The sequence below is a fragment of the Streptomyces venetus genome (genome assembly GCF_039540295.1).
Taxonomy (GTDB): Bacteria; Actinomycetota; Actinomycetes; order Streptomycetales; family Streptomycetaceae; genus Streptomyces; species Streptomyces venetus.
Genome location: NZ_BAABET010000010.1, coordinates 294,028 through 312,472, shown reverse-complemented (window position 1 = coordinate 312,472; position 18,445 = coordinate 294,028). Strand labels below are relative to the sequence as shown.

Annotated in this window: 16 protein-coding genes and 1 pseudogene; 12 read left to right on the top strand and 5 right to left on the bottom strand. The window is 70.8% G+C overall.

Going from position 1 to position 18,445, the window contains the following annotated elements; translation table 11 throughout:
* Nucleotides 1-151 precede the first annotated feature (151 nt).
* From ABEA82_RS30645 to ABEA82_RS30630, 4 genes are all read left to right on the top strand, one after another.
* Complete coding sequence (locus tag ABEA82_RS30645) at nt 152-1,474, top strand: extracellular solute-binding protein (RefSeq protein ID WP_345664956.1); 1,323 nt, start codon at nt 152-154, stop codon at nt 1,472-1,474.
* Nucleotides 1,475-1,597: 123 nt separating this feature from the next.
* Entirely contained in the window at nt 1,598-2,509 is a 912-nt protein-coding gene (locus ABEA82_RS30640; protein ID WP_345664955.1) for a carbohydrate ABC transporter permease, read from the top strand.
* Nucleotides 2,506-3,405, top strand: coding sequence for a carbohydrate ABC transporter permease (locus ABEA82_RS30635; protein ID WP_345664954.1), 900 nt, complete (start codon nt 2,506-2,508; stop codon nt 3,403-3,405). Before ABEA82_RS30640 ends, ABEA82_RS30635 begins: the two co-directional genes overlap by 4 nt.
* A 7-nt stretch (nt 3,406-3,412) precedes the next feature.
* Nucleotides 3,413-5,245: a hypothetical protein gene (locus ABEA82_RS30630; RefSeq protein WP_345664953.1), complete on the top strand. Its 1,833-nt coding sequence runs from the start codon at nt 3,413-3,415 to the stop codon at nt 5,243-5,245.
* Nucleotides 5,246-5,267: 22 nt separating this feature from the next.
* Here the strand turns inward: ABEA82_RS30630 and ABEA82_RS30625 are convergent, their stop codons facing one another.
* Nucleotides 5,268-5,924, bottom strand: a complete 657-nt coding sequence (locus ABEA82_RS30625) for a nucleoside/nucleotide kinase family protein (protein WP_345664952.1) — start codon at nt 5,922-5,924, stop codon at nt 5,268-5,270.
* 66 nt (nt 5,925-5,990) lie between these two features.
* Here ABEA82_RS30625 and ABEA82_RS30620 point away from each other — a divergent pair, with 66 nt between their 5' ends.
* From ABEA82_RS30620 to ABEA82_RS30595, 6 genes and pseudogenes are all read left to right on the top strand, one after another.
* Nucleotides 5,991-6,386 carry a YybH family protein gene (locus ABEA82_RS30620; RefSeq protein ID WP_345664951.1) on the top strand — a complete coding sequence of 132 codons (396 nt, stop codon included), beginning with the start codon at nt 5,991-5,993 and terminating at the stop codon, nt 6,384-6,386.
* Between the two features lie 69 nt (nt 6,387-6,455).
* Nucleotides 6,456-7,196, top strand: coding sequence for an HAD family hydrolase (locus ABEA82_RS30615; RefSeq protein WP_345664950.1), 741 nt, complete (start codon nt 6,456-6,458; stop codon nt 7,194-7,196).
* Nucleotides 7,193-9,547, top strand: coding sequence for a glycoside hydrolase family 65 protein (locus tag ABEA82_RS30610; RefSeq protein ID WP_345664949.1), 2,355 nt, complete (start codon nt 7,193-7,195; stop codon nt 9,545-9,547). The genes ABEA82_RS30615 and ABEA82_RS30610 overlap by 4 nt, the downstream gene beginning before the upstream one ends.
* Nucleotides 9,548-9,652: 105 nt before the next feature.
* Nucleotides 9,653-11,131 (top strand): hypothetical protein, encoded by a 1,479-nt coding sequence (locus ABEA82_RS30605; RefSeq protein WP_345664948.1) that lies wholly within the window; start codon nt 9,653-9,655, stop codon nt 11,129-11,131.
* Between the two features lie 146 nt (nt 11,132-11,277).
* Nucleotides 11,278-11,583: pseudogene (locus tag ABEA82_RS30600) on the top strand (HoxN/HupN/NixA family nickel/cobalt transporter); the annotation flags it as partial.
* A 142-nt stretch (nt 11,584-11,725) separates the two neighbouring features.
* A complete protein-coding gene (locus tag ABEA82_RS30595) occupies nt 11,726-12,214 on the top strand; it encodes a DUF5709 domain-containing protein (RefSeq protein WP_345664999.1) in 489 nt (162 codons plus the stop codon).
* Between the two features lie 68 nt (nt 12,215-12,282).
* Here ABEA82_RS30595 and ABEA82_RS30590 read toward each other — a convergent pair whose 3' ends face one another.
* Nucleotides 12,283-12,489 carry a hypothetical protein gene (locus tag ABEA82_RS30590; RefSeq protein WP_345664947.1) on the bottom strand — a complete coding sequence of 69 codons (207 nt, stop codon included), beginning with the start codon at nt 12,487-12,489 and terminating at the stop codon, nt 12,283-12,285.
* Nucleotides 12,490-13,097: 608 nt separating this feature from the next.
* Nucleotides 13,098-14,120, bottom strand: coding sequence for a PP2C family protein-serine/threonine phosphatase (locus ABEA82_RS30585; RefSeq protein WP_345664998.1), 1,023 nt, complete (start codon nt 14,118-14,120; stop codon nt 13,098-13,100).
* Nucleotides 14,121-14,483: 363 nt separating this feature from the next.
* Between ABEA82_RS30585 and ABEA82_RS30580 the strand changes: the two genes are divergently transcribed.
* Nucleotides 14,484-15,371, top strand: coding sequence for a GNAT family N-acetyltransferase (locus ABEA82_RS30580; protein WP_345664946.1), 888 nt, complete (start codon nt 14,484-14,486; stop codon nt 15,369-15,371).
* A 27-nt stretch (nt 15,372-15,398) separates the two neighbouring features.
* Here the strand turns inward: ABEA82_RS30580 and ABEA82_RS30575 are convergent, their stop codons facing one another.
* A complete protein-coding gene (locus ABEA82_RS30575; protein WP_345664945.1) occupies nt 15,399-16,469 on the bottom strand; it encodes a ferritin-like domain-containing protein in 1,071 nt (356 codons plus the stop codon).
* Nucleotides 16,470-16,659: 190 nt separating this feature from the next.
* Here ABEA82_RS30575 and ABEA82_RS30570 point away from each other — a divergent pair, with 190 nt between their 5' ends.
* A complete protein-coding gene (locus ABEA82_RS30570) occupies nt 16,660-17,517 on the top strand; it encodes a hypothetical protein (RefSeq protein WP_345664944.1) in 858 nt (285 codons plus the stop codon).
* A 30-nt stretch (nt 17,518-17,547) separates the two neighbouring features.
* On the opposite strand, the gene ABEA82_RS30565 is transcribed toward ABEA82_RS30570, so the two are convergent.
* A complete protein-coding gene (locus tag ABEA82_RS30565) occupies nt 17,548-18,432 on the bottom strand; it encodes a Gfo/Idh/MocA family protein (RefSeq protein ID WP_345664943.1) in 885 nt (294 codons plus the stop codon).
* Between the last annotated feature and the right edge of the window lie 13 nt (nt 18,433-18,445).

The following is an 18,445-nucleotide window of genomic DNA, read 5'->3' as shown; positions in this document are numbered from 1 at the left end:
GACGCCGGCCGTCATGGCCGGGGACCCCACCCGTCAAGGCGACGCGGCCGGGCGAGGCCGTGCCCCCGGAAAGCGAAATTTCCTGCAATATGCACCCGTGCCGCCTCGGCTGGCGCCGTGCTTCTTCCGCTACGAAGAAAAGGGATCGAAGATGATCAGTGTGGGTGTGCGGCGCTCCCGCCGTCTCGGCCGCGGCGGTATACGCCGCGTGGTTCCCCTCGCTGCCGTGGCCACGGCAGGTGCCCTTCTGCTCTCCGCCTGCGGGTCGGGGTCCGAGTCGGGCGGCACCTCCAAGTCGCTGACGTTCTGGATCTCCACGGTTCCGGGGCAGGACGCGGGCTGGAAGAAGCTGGTGACGCAGTACAAGAAGGAAACCGGCGTCACCGTCAACCTCGTCAACATCCCCTACGACGGGTACCCGACGAAGCTGCACAACGCCGCGCAGGCGAACTCCCTGCCCGACGTCGCGGCGGTGCCGGCGCTGGACCCGATCTGGTCGAACAAGCTGATCGACCTCAGCTCCATCGCCGGCAACAAGAGCTACAAGATCAACAACAACTTCGTCGCCAAGGACTCGTCCGGGAAGGTGCTGTCCATCCCCTCGGACATCACCGCGTCCGGCCTGTTCATCAACAAGACGCTGTTCAAGAAGGCCGGCGTCTCCTTCCCGACCTCGCCCCAGAAGACCTGGACCTGGACCGACTTCATCAAGGCGGCGGACAAGGTCCGGGAGAAGACCGGCGCCAAGTACTCCCTGACGTTCGACCAGTCGCCGTCCCGGCTGCGCGCCATGGTGTACGAGCTCGGCGGGAAGTACGTCCACGCGGACTCCTCCGGCAAGTTCTCGGTGGACGCCGCGACCCAGAAGGCCGTGAAGCGCTTCGTCGGGATGAACGACGACAAGACCATGCCGAAGTCGGTGTGGACCAGCGGCGCCGACCCGTCGGCCATGTTCCAGAGCGGTGACGTGGTCGCCTACTGGTCCGGCGTGTGGCAGGTCCCCGCCTTCGCCGAGAGCATCAAGAAGTTCGACTGGGCCAGCGTCCCGACCCCCGCCGAGCCGGTGCAGGCCAGCGACGTCAACAGCGGCGGCATGATGGTGGGCTTCAACAACAACGACGCCGCGGCCACCGCCGCGAAGAAGTTCATGAACTGGCTGTACGAGCCGGACAACTACCGCACGCTCTGTGAGGCGTCCGGGTTCCTGCCCGTCGAGACCGGTCTGAACCCGAAGTACCCCTTCACCTCCGAGGCGGCACAGGCGGCGTTCAAGCTCTACAACGAGGAGATCCCGCTCTACGCGCCGATCTCGGGCTACTTCAACTCCGCGCAGACGAAGTGGGTGCTGAAGGGCAAGAGCCTCCCCGAGGACCCGACCAAGGCGGAGCTCGGCAAGGCGATCAACGGCCAGCAGTCGGTCGACAAGGCCCTGAAGAACATCGTGGACATCTACAACCAGCAGGTCGGCGGCTGATCGTAAGCCGGAAGGCCGGGCGGCGGGGTCGAGACGCCGCCGCCCGGACCCGAGGTTCCACGTGATGCCGGGCTCATGGCGTGAGCCCACAGGAATCCATTCCACCAGCACGGAGTCAGGAAGATGACCAAACGCGCCTCGGACGTGTCCACGAGCCCGCCCAGGAGACGCAGTAAGTACACCCTTGCGCCGCTCGTCCTCATCGCGGCCAATGTCGTGCTCTTCTCGCTGTTCTTCGTCTGGCCTGCGGTGATCGGGCTCGTCTACTCCTTCACGAACTACACGGGCGTGGGGGCGTTCCAGTGGGTCGGGCTGGACAATTACCACAACCTGTTCGGGGACTCCACCTTCTACGCCGCGCTGACCCGGGCGTTGCTGTACACCGTGCTTTTCGTCCCGCTGAACTTCGCACTCTCGCTGCTGATCGCCAACACGGTGGTGAGCAGGCACGCCAAGGGCGCGTCGGTCGCCCGCGTCTTCTTCTTCATCCCGTGGCTGCTGTCGCCCATCGTCGTGGGTGTCCTGTGGCGGTGGCTGTTCGGTGAGAACTTCGGACTGGTCAACTACGTCATCGAGAAGCTCGGCGGGGCCGCCGTACCGTGGCAGTCGAACGCGGACCTGTCGCTGCTGGTGGTGGTGATGGCGGCGTCCTGGGCCTGGACGGGCTTCTCCATGCTGCTGTTCATCGCGGCGATCAAGAACGTGCCGGTGTCGTACTACGAGGCGGCCTCGCTGGACGGCGCCGGCCCGTGGCGCCAGTTCTTCAACATCACGCTGCCGAGCATCGCGCCCACCTCGTTCATCGTCATCCTGCTCAACACGATCAACGCGATGAAGGAATACCCGCTGTTCGTCTCCCTCAACAACGGCGGACCCGGATCGTCGAACAACCTGATGGTCCAGTACATCTATGAGACCGGCTTCAAACGGGGCCAGATCGGCTACGCGAGCGCCGCGTCATTCGTGCTCATGCTCATCCTGATGGCCGTCGCGATCATCCAGCTGATCGTCAACCGGCGGGTGGAGAACCGATGACAACCACAGACATGCCACGCCCGGTCGACGCCGGTCCCGGACGGGCCGTTTCCAAGAAACGGTCCCGCAGCGCCGGCGGTGGGCTCCGGCGAGCGATACCCGCGACGACCTTGCTGTGGGTCCTGGCGTGCCTCTACGGGCTGCCGGTGCTGTGGTTCGTCCTCAGCTCCCTCAAGCCGGCCGGTGAGCTGTTCTCCACTCCGCTGACGCTGTTTCCGCACGACCCCACCCTGTCGGGCTACCTCACGGCCTGGCGCAGCGCCAACTTCTCCCAGTACTTCATCAACACGGCCATCGTGTGCGTGATCACGACGATCCTCACGGTGGGAGCCAGCTGCTGCACCGGGTACGCGCTGGCCAAGTACGACAACAAGTGGCTCAAGGTCTTCTTCATCGGCATCCTCGCCACCACGATGCTGCCGTCCGAGGTCATGCTCGCCCCGGAGTTCCTGGTGGTCCGCGACCTCGGCCTCTACAACTCCTTCGGCGGCGTCATCCTCCCGGCCGTGCTCACCGCCACCGGATGCTTCATGTTCCGCCAGTTCTTCCTGACGGTCCCCGACGAACTCGTGGAAGCCGCACGCATCGACGGCGCCCGCGAGCTGGCGATCTTCGCGCGGATCATGGTGCCGCTCTCCCGGCCCATCATGCTGACCCTCGCCATCCTGTCCTTCCAGTGGCGGTGGAACGACTACATCTGGCCGCTGCTGATGCTCAACGACCCCAACAAGTTCACCGTGCAGATCGGCATCCAGAGCATCGTCGGCGCGCAGAACATCAACTGGTCGGTACTGCTCGGTGCATCGGTCATCTCCATGATCCCGTTGATCGCCGTCTTCCTGGTCTTCCAGCGCTACGTCATGGGCGCCGACATCAATGCCGGACTGAAGGACTGATCCACCCGTGCACCTCCCTCGTCAGCTCGGCTCGCTGCACGACCTGCCGGACACCCCGGAGGCGTACGACGCCGTCCTCGCCGACGTCACCGAGCAGGCCCTCGCCCGGCTCACCCCGGAGGGCAGCCTCGAACACCCCGACTGCGTGGGCGACATCGGCGACACCTCCCTCGGCATCACCTCGCTGCTGGCCCTCGCCTGGCGGCGCACCGAGGATCCGCGCCTGCCGGAGGCGGTCCGCCGCAGCCTCGCCTTCCACCTGCGCGAGCGGGTGTACCGGGAGGACAACCCCGGCTACCCGAACCTCCGGGTGCGCGACTCGCGTCTGCCGTACGCCCGGTACGTCCTCGCCCCCGGCGCACACCCCATCGGCGACTGGCCGAGCACGGTGTGGGCGCTGCTCCAGGCCGTCAACGTGCTGGACACCGCCGACGGGCTGGTCGACGACGCACAGCGCGCCGGACTCACGGAGGTCGCGCACGGGTACTGGCGCTGGCTGACCGAAGCGACCTTCTTCAACCCGCAGGAGGCCGGCAACCAGGCCATCGGCTGTGTCGTCGGCGGCCTGATGCTGGCCCGGCACCTGCCGCCGGAGGAGGGGGAGCGGGTCCGCTCCCGCGCCATGGGCCTGTACACCGACGAGATCCGCGCCCACCGCGTCCGCGACCGGGGCGCGCTGCTGCCCCCCGAGCACGGCGGCGCCTACGACAACAACTACGGCCCGATCTCCCTGTCCTTCCTCGCCCAGGCCCACCGGGTCAGCGGCGAGGAGGTCTTCGCCGAGGACGGCGACGCGCTCGCCCGCTACATCGACGCCCGCCTGACGGTCGGCGGCTTCGACAACGGAGGCCCGCGCTACAGCGAGCAGCACTCCGCGTTCGAGTCGGTGCTGGGCCTGCGCTACTTCGGCGCCCGCATCGGTTCCGACCTGGGCCGGTACCGGGGCGACAGCCGCTGGGCCCGGTACGCGGTCAAGGACGACGGCGGCATCGACGGGCACTTCGCGTGGATGCTCGTCTGGCAGATCCAGGACACCACCCGCTGGCACCGCACCCCCTCCACGGCCCTCGTCCGCCACCAGCTGCGCGCGGGTTCGGTGTCGGTGGCCTTCGACACCCACATGACCCCGTCCCTGGTCGAGGCGGCGGGCACGTACTACCTGCCGGCCGCCGTCAACCGCCAGCACGGCTTCGGCCCGGTGACCGACGGCTTCCTGCTGTGCCGCCCGATGGGCGAGGTCCGCGTACGGGACGTGGCGGCGGGGGGACTGCGGGCGAAGCTGGTCACCAAACCGGTGGTCGGCCGCGACCACGTGCTGCGGCACGTCCAGTCCCTGTACGTCACCGACGGCACGGCGCTGTGGACGACGGTCGCGGTCGAACGCCTCCCGGGCACGCCGTACCTGCTGGCCGGCCTGCCGTACGCCGCGGACGACGGCGACCGGGTGCGCAGGACCGCCGAACCCCGTGCGGCAGCGGCAGGCGACCTGCGTCTGACCCACCCGGACGCGAACGACCCGCACCACTTCGACGCCCGCGCGGACACCACCCAGGAGCAGGCCGCCTTCGCCCTGGCCGCCGACCCCCGCGGCTACGGCAACCCCGACCAGGGCTGGAGCCATCTGGTCGCCTCGACCGCCCTGGAGGCCGGACCGGCCCCCGGCGCCCCCGAGGACCTGCACGTCTTCGCGGTCCGCTACGGCCCGGACGACAGTGCCTTCACACCGACGTTCGAACGCGACGGTACGGCCCTCAGGGTCCGCACCGAGGCGTTCACGGCGGTCATCGGAGACCCGGCGGGCGACGCCCACGCGGAACCGGAGCTGGCGCTGTCCGTCTGAGCCCCCGGCCCGGCCGAGGTCTTCACGCCTCCACGCGCGGCAGCGCCGACTCGGGCACGACGAGGTCGGCCCGGCCGAGGGTGGTCGCGACCAGTTCGGCGTTGCGCTGGTCCGAACGCATCACCCAGGCCACCGCCTCCTCGTGGCCCTTGCCGAACTCCTCGTGCCGGGCCACCAGACGCCGCAGTCGCTCCGGCTCGGCGAGCTCGCAGAACCACACCTCGTCGAGCCGGGGCCGGATCCGGGCCCAGGGGCCGTTGTCCAGGAGCAGGTAGTTGCCCTCCGTCACGACGAGCCGGGCCGTCGGCGGGACCGGGATCACCCCCGCGATCGGCTGCTCCAGGACGCGTTCGAAGCCGGGCGCGTACACGAGCTCGTCGTGCGGCTCCGCGCGCAGCCGCTCCAGCAGGGCCGCGTACCCGGCCGCGTCGAACGTGTCGGGCGCCCCCTTGCGGTCCCGGCGGCCCAGCCGCTCCAGTTCGCTGTCGGCGAGGTGGAAGCCGTCCATGGGGACATGCGCCACCCACGGCTCGCCCGTTCCGTTCAGCTCCCGTACCAGGTGCTCGGCGAGCGTCGACTTGCCCGCGCCGGGGCACCCGGCGATGCCGAGGATCGCGCGCCGGCCGTCCCGCGGGAGGGTACGGGCGCGGTGGACGAGGTCGTCGAAGGTGAGCGGCACACAGCCGAGTGTGTCACCCTGCGCGCGGGCCGTCCGCCAGAGGGAGGGGGAGAAAGGAGCCGCACCGTGTCCGACGACGAAGCCCGGATCCGCGCACTGATCACCCACTGGGCCGACGCCGTCCACCGGGGTGATCTCGACGGCGTCCTCGCCGACCACGCCGAGGACATCGTCATGTACGACGTACCGCCGCCCCACGAGGGCCTCCACGGGCTGGCCGTCTACAGCGCGGCCTGGCCCCCGTTCTTCGAGTGGCAGGCCCAGGGCGCGAGCTTCGAGATCGACACCCTCGACGTCACCGCCGGCACCGACACCGCCTACGCGTACGCCCTGCTGCGCTGCGGCACCCCGGAGGAACTGGCCGAACGCCCCACCCTGCGCCTGCGTCTGACGTTCGGGCTGCGCAAGGAGGAGGGCCGCTGGCTGGTGGCGCACGAACACCACTCGTTTCCGCACGACTGACCCCGCGCGCCCCCGAGGATGTGGCGTGCGCCACTCACTGGACGTCTCCGGTTCGGGAACCGGTTCTGTATGACGCAGCTCGGTCTTCCCGACGACATCCATGCCTGCCTCTTCGACCTCGACGGCGTGGTCACCCGGACGGCCGTCGTGCACGCGGCCGCCTGGAAGCAGATGTTCGACGCCTTCCTGCGGGAGCGGGACGGCGAGGACTTCCGGCCGTTCGACGCGGCGCGCGACTACGACGAGTACGTCGACGGCCGCCCGCGCGCCGACGGCGTCCGCACCTTCCTCGCGTCCCGGGGCATCGACCTGCCCGAGGGTGACCCCGACGACCCACCGGGCGCGCAGACCGTCCACGGGCTGGGCAACCGCAAGAACGATCTGGTCCTGGAGAAGATCCGCACGGACGGCGTCGAGGCCTACGAGGGCACCCTCCGCTACCTGGAGGCGGTCCGGGCCCACGGCCTGAGCACCGCGATCGTCTCCTCCAGCGCCAACTGCCTGGACGTGCTGCGCTCGATCGGCGCCGAGCACTTCTTCGACGTACGGATCGACGGCGTGGTCGCCGCCGAGCGCAAGCTGCCGGGCAAACCGCACCCCGACACGTTCCTGGCCGCGGCCGAGGACCTCGGCGTCCGGCCGGACGAGGCCGCCGTCTTCGAGGACGCGCTGGCAGGCATGGACGCGGGACGCGCCGGCCGCTTCGGGTACGTCGTCGGCGTCGACCGCGTCGGGCAGACCGACGCGCTGTACGCGCACGGCGCCGACATCGTGGTGAAGGACCTCGCCGAACTGGGGGACGCGCAGTGATCGCACAGCGGGCGTACACCGTCGAACCCTGGACCGTGCGGGAGAAGGAGCTCAACCTCGACGTCCTGGCGCAGAGCGAGTCCGTGTTCGCCCTGTCCAACGGCCACATCGGCTGGCGCGGCAACCTCGACGAGGGCGAACCGCACGGCCTGCCCGGCAGCTACCTCAACGGGGTCCACGAACTGCACCCCCTGCCGTACGCCGAGGCCGGCTACGGCTACCCCGAGTCGGGCCAGACGTCCATCAACGTCACCAACGGCAAGGTGCTGCGCCTCCTGGTCGACGACGAGCCGTTCGACCTGCGCTACGGGCGGCTCGTCACCCATGAACGGACCCTGGACCTGCGGCGGGGCGTGCTGGAGCGGGTCTGTGAGTGGACCTCACCGGCGGGCTCGACCGTCCGGGTGCGCTCCACTCGGCTGGTCTCCCTGACCCAGCGGGCGATCGCCGCCGTGGCGTACGAGGTGGAGCCCGTCGACAGCCGTACCCGGGTGGTCGTCCAGTCGGAACTGGTCGCCAACGAGAGCCTGCCCGAGCCGGACGGCGACCCGCGTGCCGCCATGGCGCTGAAGTCGCCGCTGGAACCGGAGGAGGACTTCGCCTCGGGCAGCCGGCTGCGGCTGGTGCACCGCACCCGCCGCAGCGGCCTGCGGGTGGCCGTGGCCGCCGACCACGTCGTCGACGGCCCCGAGCGGACCACGACGAGCAGCGAGAGCAACGTGGACGTGGCCCGGCTGACCATCACCTCCGTGCTGGAGCCGGGGGAGCGGCTTCGGGTGGAGAAGCTGGTCGCGCACGGCTGGTCCGGCGCCCGGTCCCGGCCCGCGATGAGCGACCAGGTCGAGGCGGCGCTGGCGGCAGCCGCGCACAGCGGCTGGTCGGGGCTGCTCGCGGACCAGCGGGAGTACCTCGACGACTTCTGGGCGCGCGCCGACGTCGAGATCGACGGCGACGAGGAGATCCAGCAGGCCGTCCGCTTCGCCCTCTTCCACGTCCTCCAGGCCGGCGCCCGGGCCGAACAGCGCGCCATACCGGCCAAGGGACTCACCGGCTCCGGTTACGACGGGCACGCCTTCTGGGACACCGAGGCGTTCGTGCTCCAGCTGCTGACCTACACCGCGCCGGGGGCGGCCGCCGAGGCCCTGCGCTGGCGCCTGGACACGCTGCCCGCCGCGCAGGAGCGCGCGGCCCAGCTCGGCCTGCGCGGCGCCGCCTTCCCCTGGCGCACCATCGAGGGCTCGGAGGGCTCCGCGTACTGGCCGGCCGGCACCGCCGCCTTCCACGTGGGCGCCGACATCGCCGACGCCGTGGTGCGGTACGTGGCGGTCACCGGCGACGAGGAGTTCGAACGCGAGGTCGGCGTGGAGCTGCTGGTGGAGACCGCCCGGCTGTGGCGCTCCCTCGGCCACCACGACGACCGGGGCGTCTTCCACATCGACGGCGTCACCGGACCGGACGAGTACAGCGCCATCGCCGACGACAACACGTACACCAACCTCATGGCCCGGGCGAACCTGCTGGCCGCCGCCGACGTCTGCAAACGCCACCCCGACGAGGCGGCACGGCTCGGCGCCGACGAGGAGGAGAGCGCCGCCTGGCGGGACGCCGCCGAGGCCCTGCACGTCCCCTACAACGACGAACTCGGCGTCCACGAACAGCACGCCGGCTTCACCCGGTACCAGCGCTGGGACTTCGAACGCACCAGGCCGGACCAGTACCCGCTGATGCTCCACTTCCCCTACTTCGACCTGTACCGCAAACAGGTCGTCAAGCAGGCGGACCTGGTGCTGGCGATGTACACCTGCGGCAGCTTCTTCGAGGAGTATTTCGACGAGGAGCAGATCGCCCGCAACTTCGCCTACTACGAGCCGCTGACCGTACGGGACTCCTCCCTGTCGGCCTGCGTCCAGGCCGTCATGGCGGCCCGGACCGGCCATCTGGACCTGGCCTGCGCCTACACGGCCGAGGCCGCGCTGATGGACCTGGGAGACCTGGAGCACAACACCCGCGACGGACTGCACATCGCCTCGCTGGCCGGCACCTGGATGGCGCTGGTCGCCGGTTTCGGCGGCATGCGGTGCACCGACGGCGGTCTCCGGTTCGCGCCGCGCCTGCCCGAGAGGTTCAGCCGTCTGGCGTTCACGGTGGGGTTCCTCGGCCGCCGCCTGCGGGTCGAGCTGACCGACGGACAGGCCACGTACACCCTGCGTTCGGGCCCGCCCCTGACGATCCGTCACCACGGCACCGAGGTGACGGTGCACGAGGGCAGCCCCGTCTCCCGCCCCGTCCCTCCGCTGCCCCGGCGCCCGGCCCCCAGCCAGCCCCCGCACCGCGCCCCGAACGTCCGCTGACCCTCACTCCCCGGCTCGGACACTTGGCCGTATTCCGCCCTGCACGTCCCCACCCGACGGGTTAGCTTGATCGGGATTTCGGATCATCGGGACAAGGGGCGGAACATGGCTGACGGCGCGAACGCCATCCTCGTTCGCAGACGAAGACGCGAACAGACGGGCCGGCCTGGCACGGCCCGCACGGCGCGTGGCAACCGGCCGCTCGCCGTCGTGGCAGCCGTCTTCACCCTCGCGCAGCTCGTCCTGGTCCGGCCCGTGCTGGGTCTCGGCTGGGACGAGATCGTCTACGTCAGCCAGGTCACCCCCCACACCCCGGCGGCCTTCTTCAGCGCGCCGCGCTCCCGGGGCGTGTCCCTGCTCGTGGCGCCCGTGGCGTCCTGGTCCTCGTCCGTTCCCCTGCTGCGCGTCTACCTCGCCCTGCTGTCGGGCCTCGCCCTCTACCTGGCCCTGCGCGCCTGGCGCGGCCTGTTCCCGACCCGCGTCCTGGTCGTCGGCGGCGCCTTCTTCGCCTCCCTGTGGGTGACCCTCTTCTACGGTCCGCAGGCCATGCCCAACTACTGGGTCGCGATCGGCGCGCTGATCACGGTGGGCTGCTTCCTGCGGGCGCGGGCGGACCACTCCGCGCGGGCGGCCCTGTGGGGCGTCGCCGCAGGCGCCGCGCTCATGGCGTGGATGCGGCCCACCGACGCGGTCTACGTGGCCGTACCCCTGCTCGTCCTCGCGCTGTTACGCCGCCACGGGCGCCTGCTCCTCGCGCTCACGGCGGGCCTCGCGGCGGGCGCCGTCGACTGGGTGGTCGAGGCCTATGCCGACCACGGCGGGCTCGGGCAGCGACTGTCGGAGGCCTCCCGCATCCAGGGCGGACTGGGCTGGCAGATCGCCGTCGACGACCAGCTGCGCAGCCTGGGCGGACGGGCCCTGTGCCGGCCGTGCACCGGCTCGATGCCCCACCCGCTCGTCACCGCCTGGTGGTTCGTCCTGCCCGTGCTGGCCGCCCTGGGGCTGGTCGTCGCCGTCCGGGCCCGGCGCCCGTCACGGACCGTCGTGCCACTCGCCTGCGCCACCACGGCCGCCCTGCCGTACCTGTTCATGATCGGCTACGCGGCGCCCCGTTTCCTCCAGCCTGCCTACGCGCTGCTCGCGATCCCCGTCGCCGACGCCCTGTGGCACCTGGTCAGAACCCCGCGCGGGACGTGGCGACCGCTCGCCGCCGCCCTGGTCGCACTCGGCCTGGCCGGGCATCTGGCGGTACAGCTGGCCGTCCTGCAAGGAGCCGTGGCCCGCAACACCGAGAGCCGCCGCGACTGGGACCGCACCGCCGGCGCACTGCACCGCCTCGGCGTCCGCCCGCCCTGCCTGCTCACCGGCCACGAGGCCATCCCGATCGGCTACTACACCGGCTGCTCCTCGGGCGCGACCTCCGGCCACAACGAGAACACCACCGTGGCGGAGATCCTGCGCACCGCGGACCGCCTCCCGGTCGCCCACATCAGCCCGGCCGGCGGCACTCCACCCCGCTACGCCCGCACCTGGCCCGTCCACCGGATCTCGAACCTGGACGTCCGCGTCGCGCCGGCGACCTGAGGCGAACACTCGGCGGCGGACACGGACTTTTGGGTTCCGTGAACAAGACCTGTCACGGGCTTTACTGCACATGACTTGCAGGTACCGGAGGATGGCGCGAGGCTGTGAAGCGCAGCCGTCCGTCCGACAGAAAGACCCTCCCCCCGATGACGGCCGCCCCTGAGTCCACGCCTCCCCTCCCCGCCCCGGCCCCTGCCCAGCGCACGGCCCGGCGCCGCGTCCACGCCTCCATGACGCGGCAGGAGTGGACCAGGGTCGGGGGGATGGCCGCCGTCATCGTCGCCCTGCACGTGATCGGCTGGCTCACCCTCGCCGCGATCGTCGCCCCCGAGCACCACACCATCGGCACCCGGACCTTCGGCGTCGGCATCGGCGTCACCGCGTACACGCTCGGCATGCGGCACGCCTTCGACGCCGACCACATCGCCGCCATCGACGACACCACCCGCAAGCCGTCGGGGGATGCGGGTGGGTGACCTCCACCACCGGTCGGCCGAGGTTAGAGCCCGCGTAACGGGAAACGCGGAACGGGCACATGAGACCCACGAGTCGACGCAGCACGACAGGGAGGCAGAAGTGATGGGCACGGAACCGATGCACTCCGAACCGATGGCGGACGACGCGTACCAGCCCACCGGCAGCAACGAGGAGCAGGAGGACGCCGCGCCGCTGGACCTCCAGGACGCCGTCGACGAACGGACCTACGACGACACCCTCGACGAGGGCTACTCCCCGCCGGAGAAGCCGCTCGGCGTCACCAAGACCGGCACCACCGCGGCCGAGCAGCACGAGGGCGAGACCCTCGACGAACGTCTGTCGCAGGAGGTCCCCGACGTGTCGGCCGAGCCCCTCGGGGACGGCGTGGGCGACACCCCCGACAGTGACGGCGAACCGGTCGACCCCGAAGCCGGCACCACCCGCGCCGGGCGTCTGGTCGCCCCGGACGAGGGGGCCCACCCCGACACGACGAAGGAGACCGTCGCCACGGACGCGGGCATCGACGGGGGCGCCGCGGGCGCGGAGGAGGCGGCGGTCCACGTGGTGGAGGACGACGCGCTGCCCGAGGAGGACGGCAGGGCGTGACCTCACCGCATCCGCGCGCTTCCGCGCCGGGCAGCCGGTGGTCTCGGGGCCCCGGGCGTCCCTGAGGGTTACGGCAGCAGCTTCTCCAGCGCGGCCGGGCCCTCCGCGGCCAGCTTGCGCTTGGCCCATTCCAGGTTGTGCGGGGTGAGGTCCTTCCCCGAGGCGAGGACGAGGTCCTCCGGGGAGACGTCGGTGCTGGTGTGGGCGTGGAGCAGGCGGTCCGGGGTGGCGCGGTCCTCGGGCGGCCGGGACGCGTGGGGCTCTGAATTCGACATGTTCTCTGCTCCTAGGGTCCGGATCGCTGGTGCGGCCCCGGTGCTGAAAAACGGGTCCGAGACCACCATTCAACGCGCGAGCCCGGCGTGCATCCGGAGAGCCCGCACGACCACAGCGGCGACCCCACCAGGAACCCACCGACAGCCCCTTCGAACGGTACGCGAACGATCCCGCCCGACGGCCGGAGCCCACGGAACGGCACCCCGAGCCGTGGGGCGAGGCCTGGCAAATCATCGCCCTGCGGTCCTGCGGCCGCTAGATCCTTGATCGGCTGTCGGCGGGCTCCGGGTGTTCCGGGTGTTCCGGGGAGGGTGTCGGGCGGATGTTCGGCCGGCGGCCGACGGGCCCCCGGGTATGGAGTCCGTCAGGCTCACGGAGGGCGTCGGCGGGCTCGCGGGGTGTGTCCGGTTGACCGGCTGCCTGCGGGGTGCCGGGATGACGTCCGGTAGATCTTCGGGCGGCGGTGTGCGGGAACCGGTATGGCGTTGCGACAGGTGCAAGATCGGGCACTGACGCCCCGACCGACCGACCGACCGACCGGCCGACCGGCCGACAGGCGGCGGCCCGCGACGTACCGCGGGCCGCCGCCCGCCGCCGCCCCTCGCCGTCAGGTCCCGCCCTGCCGGCCGGGCGCCAGCACGAGCATCGTGACGTCGTCCCGGACGTCCGGGCAGTGCCGCATCAGGTCGCTCCACACCCGCTCGGCCAGCGCGCCCGGATCCGCGTCGGCAAGGCCGGGCAGCCGCTCGGCCAGGGGATAGAACGCCCCGTCGGCGTCCCTGGCCTCGGTGACACCGTCGGACGCCAGAAAGAGCCGGTCACCCGCCCGCAGCCGCACCGAGACGACCCTCGGCGGAGTCACCTCGGCGAGGCCCAGCCCGAGCGGTGTGCCCGGCTCGACGTCCAGCTCGACGACCTGCCCGCCCCGCAGCAGCAGCGGCCCGGACTGCCCGCACGCCACGATCCGCACCACACCCGCGTCGGCGGAGAAGTCCATCAGCACCGCCGTCGCGAACAGCTCGGCATGCGGCTCGCCCGAGGAGTCCACGGCCAGTCTCCGGTCGAGCCGGGCGGCCACCGCCTCCGGGTCCGGCTGGTCCAGCACCGCCTCTCGGAACGCCCCCAGCAGCGACGCGACGGTGGCGACGGCCGACAGCCCGTGTCCCTGCACGTCGCCCATGACCGCGCGTACGCCGTAGGGGCCCGCCCGTACGTCGAAGAAGTCGCCCCCGACCAGTGTCCCGCTCTGCGCGGCCCGGTACAGTCCCGCGCACCGCACCGGCCCGACACGCTCCGGCAGCGGCGGTACGACGGCCCGCTGCGCGACCTCGGCGACGGCCCGCTCGGTGACCAGCTGGGCGTCACGTGTGCTGCGGACGAACGACAGCAGCACGCTCAGCAGCGCGACGAAGCACACGGTCAGGACATCGGTGCTGCCCGGATCGTTCAGACTGAACAGCGGAACCGTCAGCACGACCACCGCGAGGGCACCGAGCACCGCCGTCGCGACCGGTCCGTGTGCCAGCACCGCCAGCGGCGGGATCGCTCCCAGCAGGAAGCCGATGTCCAGCGGATCCGGACTGATCAGCTCCGCCGCGCACACACCCGCCAGCATCGCCGTCGGCAGCATCCGCGCCCAGACCGGTGGCGGTGCGCCACGCAGCCAGCCGCGCCGGTCCAGGTCCCGGTACCCGTCCCGGCGCGGCAGCCGCCTGCGTGCACTGCTCACACCACCACGCTGCTACGCCCCACCGAGCGCCGCACGCCGGGCCTCGGGGAGTCGGCAGGGCGCCCCACCGGGCGGGAAAAGCCATGGACGGACCGTCAGTGATCCCGTAGCGTGTGGCCCGCCACGCCCCGAGACCCGTGGAAGGAGGGCCGAGTCGTGCAGTTCACACCGTCCCGGCGCTCCCTGCCCCCCGTCCCGGCGTGCCACGTCTGAAACCTCACCGGGAGCGCTGCCCGCAGCCAGCCTGCCTCCCGAAGGAAGTCCATGACTGACGTGGTCATCCGCGCGCTCGACACGAGCGACGCCGATCTCTTCGACACCCTGCCCGACCCGCTGGGCGCCCGCGACAGCCACCGGCTGACCCGGCACCGCCCCGACTGGAAACGGGTGGCGCTGCGCGACGGCCGTGTCGTCGCCCGCGGTGCCTGGTGGGGCGGCCCCGACGACACCGAGCCCGTGAACCTCAACTGGTTCGACGTGGCCGAAGGCGAGGAGGAAGCGGGCGCCGCACTCCTGCGCTCCGCGCCCTGGCAGGTGGAGCTGGAGCTGAACCTGCCCGCCGGCTGGCGCGACGACCCGGCGTCGCGCACCGCGGCCGAGACGCGTTTCACCGCCGCCCGGACGGCCGGCTACGAACTGCTGGTGGAACGCCTGCTGTACCGCTGGACGCCCGACCACGGCCTGCCCGACCGGCCCGGACGCCTGGAGTTCCGCCCCGAACCGGACGACGCGGTGTTCTTCGACGCGTTGCGCCGCATCCACTCCGCCACTCTGGACGTCCACGCGCTGAAGGCCATCGAAGAGGGCGGGCTCGACCAGGCGGCCCAGGAGGAACTCGACTTCTTCCACTGGTGCCCCTCGCCCCGCGAGTGGTGGCAGGTCGCGCACACACCGCGGGGCGAACCGGTCGGTATCCACATCCCGGCCCACAACCCGTCGGGCCCGTGCATCGGCTTCATCGGTGTCCTGCCGGACCAGCGAGGCCACGGCTACGCCTACGACCTGCTGACCGAATGCACCCACTGGCTGGTCGACCACGGCGCGGAGTTCATCGCCGCGGCGACGGACCGGGGCAACGTCCCCATGGCGGCGCATTTCGCGAAGGCCGGTTTCCCGGTGGTCAAGGAGCGGCTCAACTTCCGGCCCGTATAGAGAAACGGGCTGTGCGCCTGCGCCCGTTCACACGGGGACGTACCGGAACTCCGGGCCGTAGGTCTCGCCGCTGCCGCCGGGCAGCGGACGCTCCATCAGCGTCGGACCACGCTCCTGGAGGCCGGACATCTGGCGCACGGCCTTGTTCAGCAGGTCCTTCCTCGTCGCCGGAAGATCTGCCTTCCAAGCCGATTCCAGGAGCCGCAGCATCTCGCTGTAGACCTGGTTGAACTCGTCGAGGAGTCGCCTCGTCTCGGCGTCGGGCGCCGCCGCGCCCGTCGTTCCCCAGCCCCCGGGAGGGACGGTGGCCATGGGCAGGCAGCGAGGCAGGGGGATCGGGTCGCCTACGAACTCCCACCGGTCCGGGTTCTCGGCGGTCTTGACGAGTTTGCGGCCGTGGTAGATCTCGCGGAAGACGTAGTAGTGGGCCATCTCGTCGGTGTCTCCGTGGTGGGGATTCTCCGGGGACGCCGAGGTGCCCTCGCCCTGTTCCTTGATCACGCCGATCGCCGCCTCGACGTCCGCGAGGGATCCGATGGCCACGATGGTGTTGCCCTGGCCGTGGCCCGACATGTTCCTGATCAGCTGGTGAGCACCGGTGATCAGTTCCGGATGCTCCCTGAACGCCGCCAGGACGGCACTGTAGAAGGCCCCGATCGAGGTGTACGTGTCGGCTTTCGCGATCGGGTGGTCGGGTTCCTCGATGCGCGCGTACATGTCCAGGGAGTTCTTGGACAGGCCGCTCAGGGAGACGGTCAGGTCCGGCCGGACGCCCCCGGGCAGCGGTCCCGGGTAGGCCGGAGCCGTCCTCTCGTCCGCGAGGTGGGGGAAGCCGCCGATGGTGGTGAGGAGATTGCCGGCGAGGCCCAGGTGCGACATCTCGTCGAAGACGATCTCTCGAATGGCGTTGAAGACGCCCTCGTCCTGGACGGGATCCTTGATCGACCACAGGCCGCACAAGTAGGGCGGGAGCGTGGCGAGTTCCAGGAGAACGGCCTGCTGCAAAGAATCCCGCAACCACGCCGCGTCGCGTCGCTCCACGGGCTCCTGCATCAATTGGACGATCCTGTTGCTCCGGTAGTCGACGAGCGCAGTCACGGAAATACCCCTCTCGTGCTGTGCGGGGTTCTGGGCGAATGCCTTTTTCATCGTACGTCGACTGGCCGCATACCGCCTCGGTAGGCACAACCCCACAGGTGGCGCACATCGGAGCGCAGGTGCACGCTGAAACGGGGTGGTGATCTGCGAAAGCACTCAAGACGGTGGACTGTTGAGGAGGGAATCAAAAATGGCCGAGCATTTCATGAAGGATCAACAAAGCGACCTCATTTCGCTTATGGAGCGGGCCGCGAGGCGCAATTCGACCGTCCCCTTCGAGGGTTACAGCCGCGAGGACGGGAACATCCCGGGGAACATCGTGGTGGTGGTCTCCGACGAATCCGTCTACTCGTTCGCCAAGTCCGACATCATGGAGCGGGAGCAGCTCAGCGAGGACCGGGTCAGAGTGTGGGTGAGGGCAGGAGCAACAGCCTTCCGCATGAGCCGGATACGCGCCGGTGAACCCGAGGACTCCTTCACGGTCGCCATGGAGAACATCGCACCGCCGGCCTCCCCTCACCTGGCGGGGGATCCGACCGCGGCGAGCACGTCGGTGACCGACGAGCAGATGGAACACATCGCCCCTCCACCGAGCGAGGAACTGGCGGGCGCCCCGAGCTACGCCGGCGGGGACACGGCTCAGGTGACGGTGCCCAGGGTCCTTCCTCCCCTCTCCACCGTCGGCAGTTATTGGACGGAAAGCTGCCTGGGCGGCGACACGTTCTCCAACAACTGCGCCCATTTCCTCTCGGACGCCTTCATTCGCGCGGGATACACGGAACTCACCACAGCCAACCCGTACATCAACGCCCGGTGCTACACCCCCGCCCGTCGGCCCATCCGAGCACGTGACATGTGGGCCTGGTTCCAGTCCCGAGCGGTGCGCACGAGCAACACCCCGATGAGCAACACAGGATGGTGGGCCGTTTTCCAGCTGAACGAAGCGGCCTACTGGGGCGGCCACGTGCTGCTGCTCGACACCGACACGTGGCGCTACTACGGGACCGGGTACTACGGGACCTGGAACCAGTACCTCTACCAGTGGTGAACCGTCGGAGCGCCTCGCGCCACGGCCGGCTCAAACGGCGTCACCGTTCAGCAGGCCCTGGGCCGCCGCCAGGATCTCCGTCACCCGGAGGCCGAACGCCGCGTCGCAGGTGTGCGGGCGGCCGGACCGGGCCGCGGTGAGCAGGGCGTCCGCGGCCCGCATCAGCGCGGGCACCGCTCCCTCGGAGCTGTCGGGGAGGTTCGTGACGCCCGCCTCCCCCCGGAGCTCCACGGCGGCACCGGTCGCCTCGGCCGGTGCCGTCAGGCTGAGGGTGAGGGTGCTCGACGCACCGCCCGCATGGTCGAGGACGACATGGGCGGTGTCGCCCGGGCCGTAGGCGGCCGCCGTCACATGCCGCACGTCGCCGAGCACCGGCAGCAGTACGGACAGGGCGTGCGGCCCCACGTCCCACAGGGCGCCCTTCTCCCGTCGCCACGGCGTCGCGAAGGGGCTCTCGCTGGTGAACACCGCCCCCAGCCACCGCGCATGGGCCGTGAACCAGCCCGGCACCCCCGCCTGCTCGGCGATCCACGCCGCCGGCTCGGGCTGGAAGCGGGTCGTGAAGAACACGACCGAGGCGACACCCGCCTCCTCGACGGCCTCGACGACGGCCCGCCCCTGCTCCACCGTCGGCGCCAGAGGCTTGTCGAGCAGCAGATGACACCCGGACCGCGCCGCACGCGCGGCGAGCCCGGCCTGCACGTCCGGCGGCAGCGCCACGGCGACCGCGTCCACCTCGGCGAACAACTCGTCGACATCGTCGTACGCCCGGACCCCGTGCCGCTCGGCCAGCTCCTTGGCCGCCTCGGGGCGACGGCCCCACACCCCCACGAAGTCCAGCTCCTCATGCCCGCTCAAGGCGGGTGCGTGGGCCATCTGCGCCCAGGGTCCGGTGCCCAGCAGTCCTATGCGCATACCGCCGCCTCTC

What these genes read in the sequence shown, in the direction of transcription:
- ABEA82_RS30645 (WP_345664956.1), top strand. Translation starts at nt 152, where the DNA reads ATGATCAGTGTGGGTGTGCGGCGCTCCCGCCGTCTCGGCCGCGGCGGT.
- ABEA82_RS30640 (WP_345664955.1), top strand. Translation starts at nt 1,598, where the DNA reads ATGACCAAACGCGCCTCGGACGTGTCCACGAGCCCGCCCAGGAGACGC.
- ABEA82_RS30635 (WP_345664954.1), top strand. Translation starts at nt 2,506, where the DNA reads ATGACAACCACAGACATGCCACGCCCGGTCGACGCCGGTCCCGGACGG.
- ABEA82_RS30615 (WP_345664950.1), top strand. Translation starts at nt 6,456, where the DNA reads ATGACGCAGCTCGGTCTTCCCGACGACATCCATGCCTGCCTCTTCGAC.
- ABEA82_RS30605 (WP_345664948.1), top strand. Translation starts at nt 9,653, where the DNA reads ATGGCTGACGGCGCGAACGCCATCCTCGTTCGCAGACGAAGACGCGAA.
- ABEA82_RS30595 (WP_345664999.1), top strand. Translation starts at nt 11,726, where the DNA reads ATGCACTCCGAACCGATGGCGGACGACGCGTACCAGCCCACCGGCAGC.
- ABEA82_RS30590 (WP_345664947.1), bottom strand. Translation starts at nt 12,489, where the DNA reads ATGTCGAATTCAGAGCCCCACGCGTCCCGGCCGCCCGAGGACCGCGCC.
- ABEA82_RS30585 (WP_345664998.1), bottom strand. Translation starts at nt 14,120, where the DNA reads ATGCTGCCGACGGCGATGCTGGCGGGTGTGTGCGCGGCGGAGCTGATC.
- ABEA82_RS30580 (WP_345664946.1), top strand. Translation starts at nt 14,484, where the DNA reads ATGACTGACGTGGTCATCCGCGCGCTCGACACGAGCGACGCCGATCTC.
- ABEA82_RS30570 (WP_345664944.1), top strand. Translation starts at nt 16,660, where the DNA reads ATGGCCGAGCATTTCATGAAGGATCAACAAAGCGACCTCATTTCGCTT.
- ABEA82_RS30565 (WP_345664943.1), bottom strand. Translation starts at nt 18,432, where the DNA reads ATGCGCATAGGACTGCTGGGCACCGGACCCTGGGCGCAGATGGCCCAC.